Consider the following 6,689-nt stretch of genomic DNA (forward strand, 5'->3'; position numbering starts at 1 on the left):
GGTAAGGTCTGCGGCTGTGAGTGGACGAAACACGACGTTGACGCCCCCGGCCGATGCCACCGCGCCGGTCCGGCACCCCGATGCCCCGGCACCCGGCGAGCTCCTCGGTGCGCACTACGAGCACTGTTTCGGCTGCGGCGGGGGCCAGCCCCACGGACTCCACCTGGAGGCCCGGGCGGGCGAGGGCGTGCGCGTCAGCGCCGAGTTCACAGTCAAGCCCGCGCACCAGGGCGCCCCCGGCCTCGCCCACGGCGGGGTGCTGGCCACCGCGCTCGACGAGACGCTGGGCTCCCTGAACTGGCTGCTGCGCGTCATCGCGGTGACGGGCCGGCTGGAGACCGACTTCGTACGGCCGGTGCCCGTGGACACCGTGCTGTACCTGGAGGCCGAGGTCACCGCCGTGGCCGGGCGGAAGATCTACTGCAGTGCGGTCGGCCGCATAGGCGGGCCCGAGGGCCCGATCGCCGTGCGCGCCGACGCGCTGTTCATCGAGGTGAAGGTCGACCACTTCATCGACAACGGTCGACCCGAGGAGATCCAGGCGGCGATGGCCGACCCGGACCAGGTCAGGCGCGCACGCGCCTTCGAGGTGAACCCCTGATGTCCCTGAACGACAACGCCCGGCGTCATGACGTCGACGTGCTGATCCGCCGCGTCGACCCCGAGGTGCCCATCCCCGGCTACGGTCACCCCGGCGACGCCGGCTGCGACCTGGTGACCACCCTGGCCGCCGAACTCGCCCCTGGTGAGCGGGCCGTGCTGCCCACCGGCGTGGCCATCGCGCTGCCCGACGGGTACGCGGCCTTCGTGCACCCGCGCTCGGGCCTGGCGGCCCGCTGCGGGCTCGCGCTCGTGAATGCCCCCGGGACGGTGGATGCCGGGTACCGTGGGGAGATCAAGGTGATCGTGGTCAATCTCGACCCTCGCGAGAGCGTCCGGTTCGAGCGTTTCGACCGCATTGCCCAGCTGGTTGTCCAGAGGGTCGAGAAGGTGCGCTTCCACGAGGTGGCGGAACTTCCCGGCTCGGCCCGGGCCGAGGGGGGTTTCGGCTCCACCGGCGGTCATGCGGCCGTGGCCGGATCCGGCGCTGGTCAGCAGGGTGGGAATGGCTACGCTTCGGTCGTAACCGACCGGGAAGGACAGTGACGTGTTCGGACGTCGCAAGAAGAACGACTCCGTCAAGGACGGCGGCGCGGCCGAGCAGGTCGTCGACAGCGTGGACGGCGCTGAGGCCGACGCCGATGAGCAGGACGGTGCGGCCCAGCCGCGCCGCGTGAACCTGCCCCCGGCCCCCCGGCCGGACGGCCCGTGGGACCTCTCCGAGGTGCTCGGCAACCCGGCCGACGGCCGGGTCGACCTGGGCGGCATCTTCGTACCCGGTGTCGAGGGCATGGAGCTGCGCGTCGAGGTCGCCGGTGACGCGATCGTGGCCGCGACCGTGGTGCTGCGCGACAGCGCCGTACAGCTGCAGGCCTTCGCCGCGCCCAAGAAGGAAGGCATCTGGGGCGAGGTCCGCGAGGAGATCGCCTCGGGCATCACCCAGCAGGGCGGCATCATCGACGAGGTCGAGGGTCCGCTGGGCTGGGAGCTGCGCGCGCAGGTTCCCGTACCGCTCCCGGACGGGCAGACCGGCGCCCAGCTGGTCCGCTTCGTCGGCGTCGACGGCCCGCGCTGGTTCCTGCGCGGTGTCATCTCCGGCCAGGGCGCGGTGCGCCCCGAGTCGGCCGGCGTGCTGGAGCAGATCTTCCGGGACACCGTCGTCGTCCGCGGCGACGGCCCGATGGCCCCGCGCGACCCGATCGTCCTGAAGCTGCCGAACGACGCCCAGATGGTGCCGGACGGCGTGCAGACGGAGGAGCAGGAAGGCTCCCGCTTCGGCGGTGGCATGGGTCAGCTGGAGCGCGGCCCGGAGATCACCGAGGTCCGCTGACCCGCGCCGAGCGAGGGCGACGAGTGTTTCAGGCCGTGGGCCGTACTCCTTGGGGGTACGGCCCACGGTGCTTCGCGCTGCCGGCGTCAGGGATCCGTCAGGGATGCGCGCACGGGGCCCCAAAGGTGCGTGAACGGGGCAAACGTCCTTGAGAATGGGCCCATGGGACGCGGCAAGCTAAGGATCTATCTCGGCGCGGCACCCGGTGTGGGCAAGACCTACGCGATGCTCTCCGAGGGCCACCGCAGGGTGGAGCGGGGCGCCGACTGCGTCGTCGGCTTCGTCGAGCACCACGGGCGGCCGCGCACCGAGGTCATGCTCCACGGGCTGGAGCAGGTGGAGCGCAAGGAGCTGACCTACCGCGGCGCCGCCTTCACCGAGATGGACGTGGACGCGGCTCTGGCCCGCAGGCCCGCCGTCGCGCTCGTGGACGAGCTCGCGCACACCAACGTGCCCGGCTCGCGCAACGCCAAGCGCTGGCAGGACGTGGAGGAACTGCTGCGCGCCGGCATCGACGTCGTGACCACCGTCAACATCCAGCACCTGGAGTCCCTCGGGGACGTGGTCGAGTCGATCACCGGGGTCCGGCAGCGGGAGACCGTGCCGGACGAGGTGGTCCGGCGGGCCGACCAGATCGAGCTGGTCGACATGTCCCCGCAGGCGCTGCGGCGGCGGATGGCGCACGGGAACATATACAAGCCCGACAAGGTCGACGCGGCCCTGTCCAACTACTTCCGCCCCGGCAACCTCACCGCCCTGCGCGAGCTCGCGCTGCTGTGGGTGGCCGACCGAGCGGACGAGTACCTCCAGCAGTACCGGGGCGAGCACGACATCCGCTCCACCTGGCAGGCGCGCGAACGGATCGTCGTGGGGCTCACCGGCGGGCCGGAGGGGCGCACGCTCATCCGGCGCGCCTCCCGGATGGCGGCCAAGGGCTCCGGCAGCGAGATCCTCGCCGTGTACATCGCCCGCAGCGACGGCCTGACCGCGGCCTCGCCCAAGGAGCTCGCGATCCAGCGCACCCTGGTCGAAGACCTGGGCGGAACGTTTCACCATGTGATCGGCGACGACGTCCCGGACGCGCTGCTCGAATTCGCCCGCGGGGTCAACGCCACCCAGATCGTGCTCGGCTCCAGCCGCCGCAAGGCCTGGCAGTACGTCTTCGGCCCCGGCGTGGGCGCCACCGTGGCCCGGGACTCGGGGCCCGACCTCGACGTGCACATCGTCACGCACGAGGAGGTGGCCAAGGGGCGCGGGCTGCCCGTGGTCCGCTCGGCGGCCCGCCTCGGAAGGACCCGGATCCTCGCCGGCTGGGCCGTCGGAGTGGTCCTCCCGGTACTGCTGTGCCTGCTGCTCACCCACGTCGAGGCGGACCCTGGGCTCGCCAACGACATGCTGCTCTTCCTGGCGCTGACCGTGGCCGCGGCGCTGCTCGGCGGGCTCTGGCCGGCCCTCGCCTCGGCCGCCCTCGGCTCACTGCTGCTGAACTACTACTTCGCCCCGCCCCTGCACCGGTTCACCGTCTCCGACCCGAAGAACATCGTGGCGATCTCCGTCTTCTTCGGGGTCGCCGTCTCGGTGGCCTCGGTGGTGGACCTGGCCGCCCGGCGCACCCACCAGGCCGCGCGGCTGCGCGCCGAGTCCGAGATCCTCTCGTTCCTGGCCGGCAGCGTGCTGCGGGGGGAGACCGCGCTGCCCGCCCTGCTGGAGCGGGTCCGCGAGACCTTCGCGATGGAGTCCGTGGCCCTGCTGGAGCGCGCGGGCGACGTGGAGCCGTGGACGCGGGCCGGCAGCGTGGGCCCTCGCCCCGTGGACCGGCCCGAGGACGCCGATGTGGACATGCCCATCGGGGACCACATGGCGCTCGCCCTGTCCGGCCGGGTACTGCCCGCCGAGGACCGCCGGGTGCTCGGCGCCTTCGCCGCGCAGGCCGCCGTGGTCCTGGACCGGCAGCGCCTCGTCGGGGAGGCCGAGGAGGCCCGCCGGCTGGCCGAGGGCAACCGGATCCGCACCGCGCTGCTGGCCGCCGTCAGCCATGACCTCCGTACGCCGCTGGCCTCCATCAAGGCCTCCGTGAGCTCCCTGCGCTCCGACGACGTGGACTGGTCCGAGGAGGACCGGGCCGAGCTCCTCGCCGGCATCGAGGACGGCGCCGACCGGCTCGACCACCTGGTGGGCAACCTGCTGGACATGTCCCGGCTGCAGACCGGCACCGTCACGCCGCTGATCAGGGAGATCGACCTCGACGAGGTGGTCCCGATGGCGCTCGGCGGCGTACCGAAGGGCAGCGTGCAGCTGGACGTGCCCGAGACGCTGCCGATGGTCGCGGTGGATCCGGGGCTGCTGGAGCGGACCGTGGCCAACGTGGTGGAGAACGCCGTCAAGTACAGCCCGCCGGGGGAGCCGATACTGGTGGCGGCCAGCTTCCTCGGCGACCGGGTCGAGGTGCGGGTCGTGGACCGCGGACCGGGCGTGCCCGACGAGGCCAAGGACCGGATCTTCGCCCCCTTCCAGCGGCACGGGGACGCCCCGCGCGGAGCCGGAGTGGGCCTCGGGCTCGCCGTGGCGCGCGGCTTCGCCGAGGCCATGGACGGCACCCTGTCGGCCGAGGACACCCCCGGCGGCGGCCTGACCATGGTGCTCACCCTGCGCGCCGCGACCCGGGGGCGTCCGCCGTCACACGTCACGGTGGACGGCGAAGCCCGCAGCACCGGACCCGGTGCGGACACGACCGCGGAAGAACTCGATCTCGAACGACAGAAGGCAGGACCTCAATGACCCGGGTGCTCGTAGTCGAAGACGAGCCGCAGATCGTCCGAGCCCTCGTGATCAACCTCAAGGCGCGCAAGTACGAGGTCGACGCCGCCGCCGACGGGGCGAGCGCACTGGGGCTGGCGGCCGCCCGACACCCCGACGTGGTGGTGCTCGACCTGGGCCTGCCCGACATGGACGGGATCGAGGTCATCAAGGGCCTGCGCGGCTGGACCCGGGTGCCGATCCTGGTCCTCTCCGCCCGCCACACCTCCGACGAGAAGGTCGAGGCCCTCGACGCGGGCGCCGACGACTACGTCACCAAGCCCTTCGGCATGGACGAGCTGCTGGCCCGGCTGCGCGCGGCCGTCCGCCGGGCCGAGCCGTCCGCCGGCTCCGGCGACGGCGAGGTGGTCGTGGAGACCGCCGGCTTCACGGTGGACCTGGCCGCCAAGAAGGCCGTACGGGAGGGACGCGACGTACGGCTGACGCCCACCGAGTGGCACCTGCTGGAGGTCCTCGTGCGCAACGGCGGCAAGCTGGTCAGCCAGAAGCAGCTCCTGCAGGAGGTGTGGGGGCCCTCGTACGGCACCGAGACGAACTACCTGCGGGTCTACATGGCGCAACTGCGCCGCAAACTGGAGGCCGACCCCTCGCACCCCCGGCACTTCATCACCGAACCGGGGATGGGATACCGCTTCGAGCGGTAGCTTCGATTGGTGGTGGGCGCGCCGGTAGGCTTCCTGTTATGAGTGCTGAACCGCGTCCCGAGAAGTCCGCGAAGCCGGCCAGGTCGGCCAGGCCGGCGGGCCGGTTCCGCCGGATGATAGAGCGGCTGTCCACCTCGCAGGAGGAGCTGCATTCGGCGGAGCTGCAAGAGGACGCAGAAGCCGCGGGGTGTACGCGGATCTGCGACTGCCACGACCGCCAGATAGTCAAGGTGACCGGAACCCTGCGTACCGTCACCCTGCGGCCGCGCGCGGGCGTTCCCGCCCTGGAGGCCGAGCTGTTCGACGGCTCGGCCGCGCTGGACGTGGTCTGGCTCGGGCGTCGCTCGATCGTGGGAATCGAGCCCGGCCGCCGTCTGATCGCCTCCGGGCGCATCTCCATGAGCCACGGCCGTCGGGTGCTCTTCAACCCGAAGTACGAACTCCGACCGCTCGGACAGGAGCACTGACCGGTGACGTCACTCGACAAACCGAACACCCCCGAACCCGCCGCGGCTCCTTCCGGGCCGTCCGAGGACCAGAAAGCGGTGACGCAGGCGGCGCTGTTCGACGCCTTCGGGGGCATCCGGGGCACCGTGGAGACGATGCTTCCCGGGCTGCTCTTCGTCATGATCTACACGATCAACAAGGACGTGAAGCTCTCCGCCATCGCCGCGGGCGCGTTCGCCGTACTGCTGGTGATCGTGCGGCTGCTGCGCAAGGACACGGTGAAGCACGCCTTCAGCGGGGTCTTCGGCGTGGGCGTGGGCGTGGCCTTCGCCCTGTTCACGGGCAGCGCGAAGGGCTTCTACCTGCCGGGCATGATCTACGGGGTCGGCCTGGGCGTGGCCTTCACGGTCTCGGCGCTGGTGGGCTTCCCGCTGCTGGGCGTGATCCTCGGGCCGGTGTTCAAGGAGAACCTGTCCTGGCGCACGCGCAACCCGGGGCGCAAGAAGGCGTACGTCAAGGCCAGCCTCGCGTGGGGGCTGATCTTCCTCGCCAAGTACGCGATCCTCTTCCCGCTGTACTGGTGGGGGGACGCGACGCAGCTCGGCTGGGTGCTGATCGCGCTGAAGCTGCCGCCGATGGTGCTCGCGGTGTACTTCACGTGGGTGTTCCTGGCGAAGGCGCCGCCGCCGATCGATGTGATCGCGGAGTGGGAGGCCAAGGAGGCCGCCGCCGGCAAGTCGGGGGCCTGAGCGGAACGACCGAGGGGCGGGGGGGGGGGGGGGGGGGCGGGGCGGGGGGGGGCCGGGGGGGGGGGGGCCACTGGGGGCCGTTAACGGCGTTAACGCCGTTAA

At 72.0% G+C, this 6,689-nt stretch carries 7 protein-coding genes; all 7 read left to right on the top strand.

The genetic code is table 11. The features are described from left to right. The first annotated feature begins 16 nt into the window (after window positions 1–16). The 7 genes from ACFV9H_RS15405 to ACFV9H_RS15435 all read left to right on the top strand — a co-directional run bounded on the left by ACFV9H_RS15405 (window position 17) and on the right by ACFV9H_RS15435 (window position 6,587). Window positions 17–601: a PaaI family thioesterase gene (locus ACFV9H_RS15405; protein WP_385397906.1), complete on the top strand. Its 585-nt coding sequence runs from the start codon at window positions 17–19 to the stop codon at window positions 599–601. After that, complete coding sequence (gene dut, locus ACFV9H_RS15410) at window positions 601–1,146, top strand: dUTP diphosphatase (protein WP_385397908.1); 546 nt, start codon at window positions 601–603, stop codon at window positions 1,144–1,146. Before ACFV9H_RS15405 ends, dut begins: the two co-directional genes overlap by 1 nt. A gap of 1 nt (window position 1,147) precedes the next feature. Further along, on the top strand, window positions 1,148–1,930 hold the full coding sequence (locus tag ACFV9H_RS15415) for a DUF3710 domain-containing protein (RefSeq protein WP_385397910.1): 783 nt from the start codon (window positions 1,148–1,150) through the stop codon (window positions 1,928–1,930). 162 nt (window positions 1,931–2,092) lie between these two features. Beyond that, complete coding sequence (locus tag ACFV9H_RS15420) at window positions 2,093–4,708, top strand: DUF4118 domain-containing protein (RefSeq protein WP_385397912.1); 2,616 nt, start codon at window positions 2,093–2,095, stop codon at window positions 4,706–4,708. Beyond that, window positions 4,705–5,391: a response regulator gene (locus ACFV9H_RS15425; protein ID WP_385397914.1), complete on the top strand. Its 687-nt coding sequence runs from the start codon at window positions 4,705–4,707 to the stop codon at window positions 5,389–5,391. The genes ACFV9H_RS15420 and ACFV9H_RS15425 overlap by 4 nt, the downstream gene beginning before the upstream one ends. 38 nt (window positions 5,392–5,429) lie before the next feature. Beyond that, window positions 5,430–5,858: an OB-fold nucleic acid binding domain-containing protein gene (locus tag ACFV9H_RS15430; RefSeq protein ID WP_329378327.1), complete on the top strand. Its 429-nt coding sequence runs from the start codon at window positions 5,430–5,432 to the stop codon at window positions 5,856–5,858. A gap of 3 nt (window positions 5,859–5,861) precedes the next feature. After that, entirely contained in the window at window positions 5,862–6,587 is a 726-nt protein-coding gene (locus tag ACFV9H_RS15435; RefSeq protein WP_385397916.1) for a DUF3159 domain-containing protein, read from the top strand. Window positions 6,588–6,689: the final 102 nt, after the last annotated feature.

Origin of the sequence: Streptomyces sp. NPDC059874 (assembly GCF_042731135.1) — a bacterium.
In the GTDB taxonomy this organism is placed as follows: domain Bacteria; phylum Actinomycetota; class Actinomycetes; order Streptomycetales; family Streptomycetaceae; genus Streptomyces.

Coding starts and splice junctions, on each gene's coding strand:
- dut (WP_385397908.1), top strand. CDS start 601: ATGTCCCTGAACGACAACGCCCGGCGTCATGACGTCGACGTGCTGATC.
- ACFV9H_RS15420 (WP_385397912.1), top strand. CDS start 2,093: ATGGGACGCGGCAAGCTAAGGATCTATCTCGGCGCGGCACCCGGTGTG.
- ACFV9H_RS15425 (WP_385397914.1), top strand. CDS start 4,705: ATGACCCGGGTGCTCGTAGTCGAAGACGAGCCGCAGATCGTCCGAGCC.
- ACFV9H_RS15430 (WP_329378327.1), top strand. CDS start 5,430: ATGAGTGCTGAACCGCGTCCCGAGAAGTCCGCGAAGCCGGCCAGGTCG.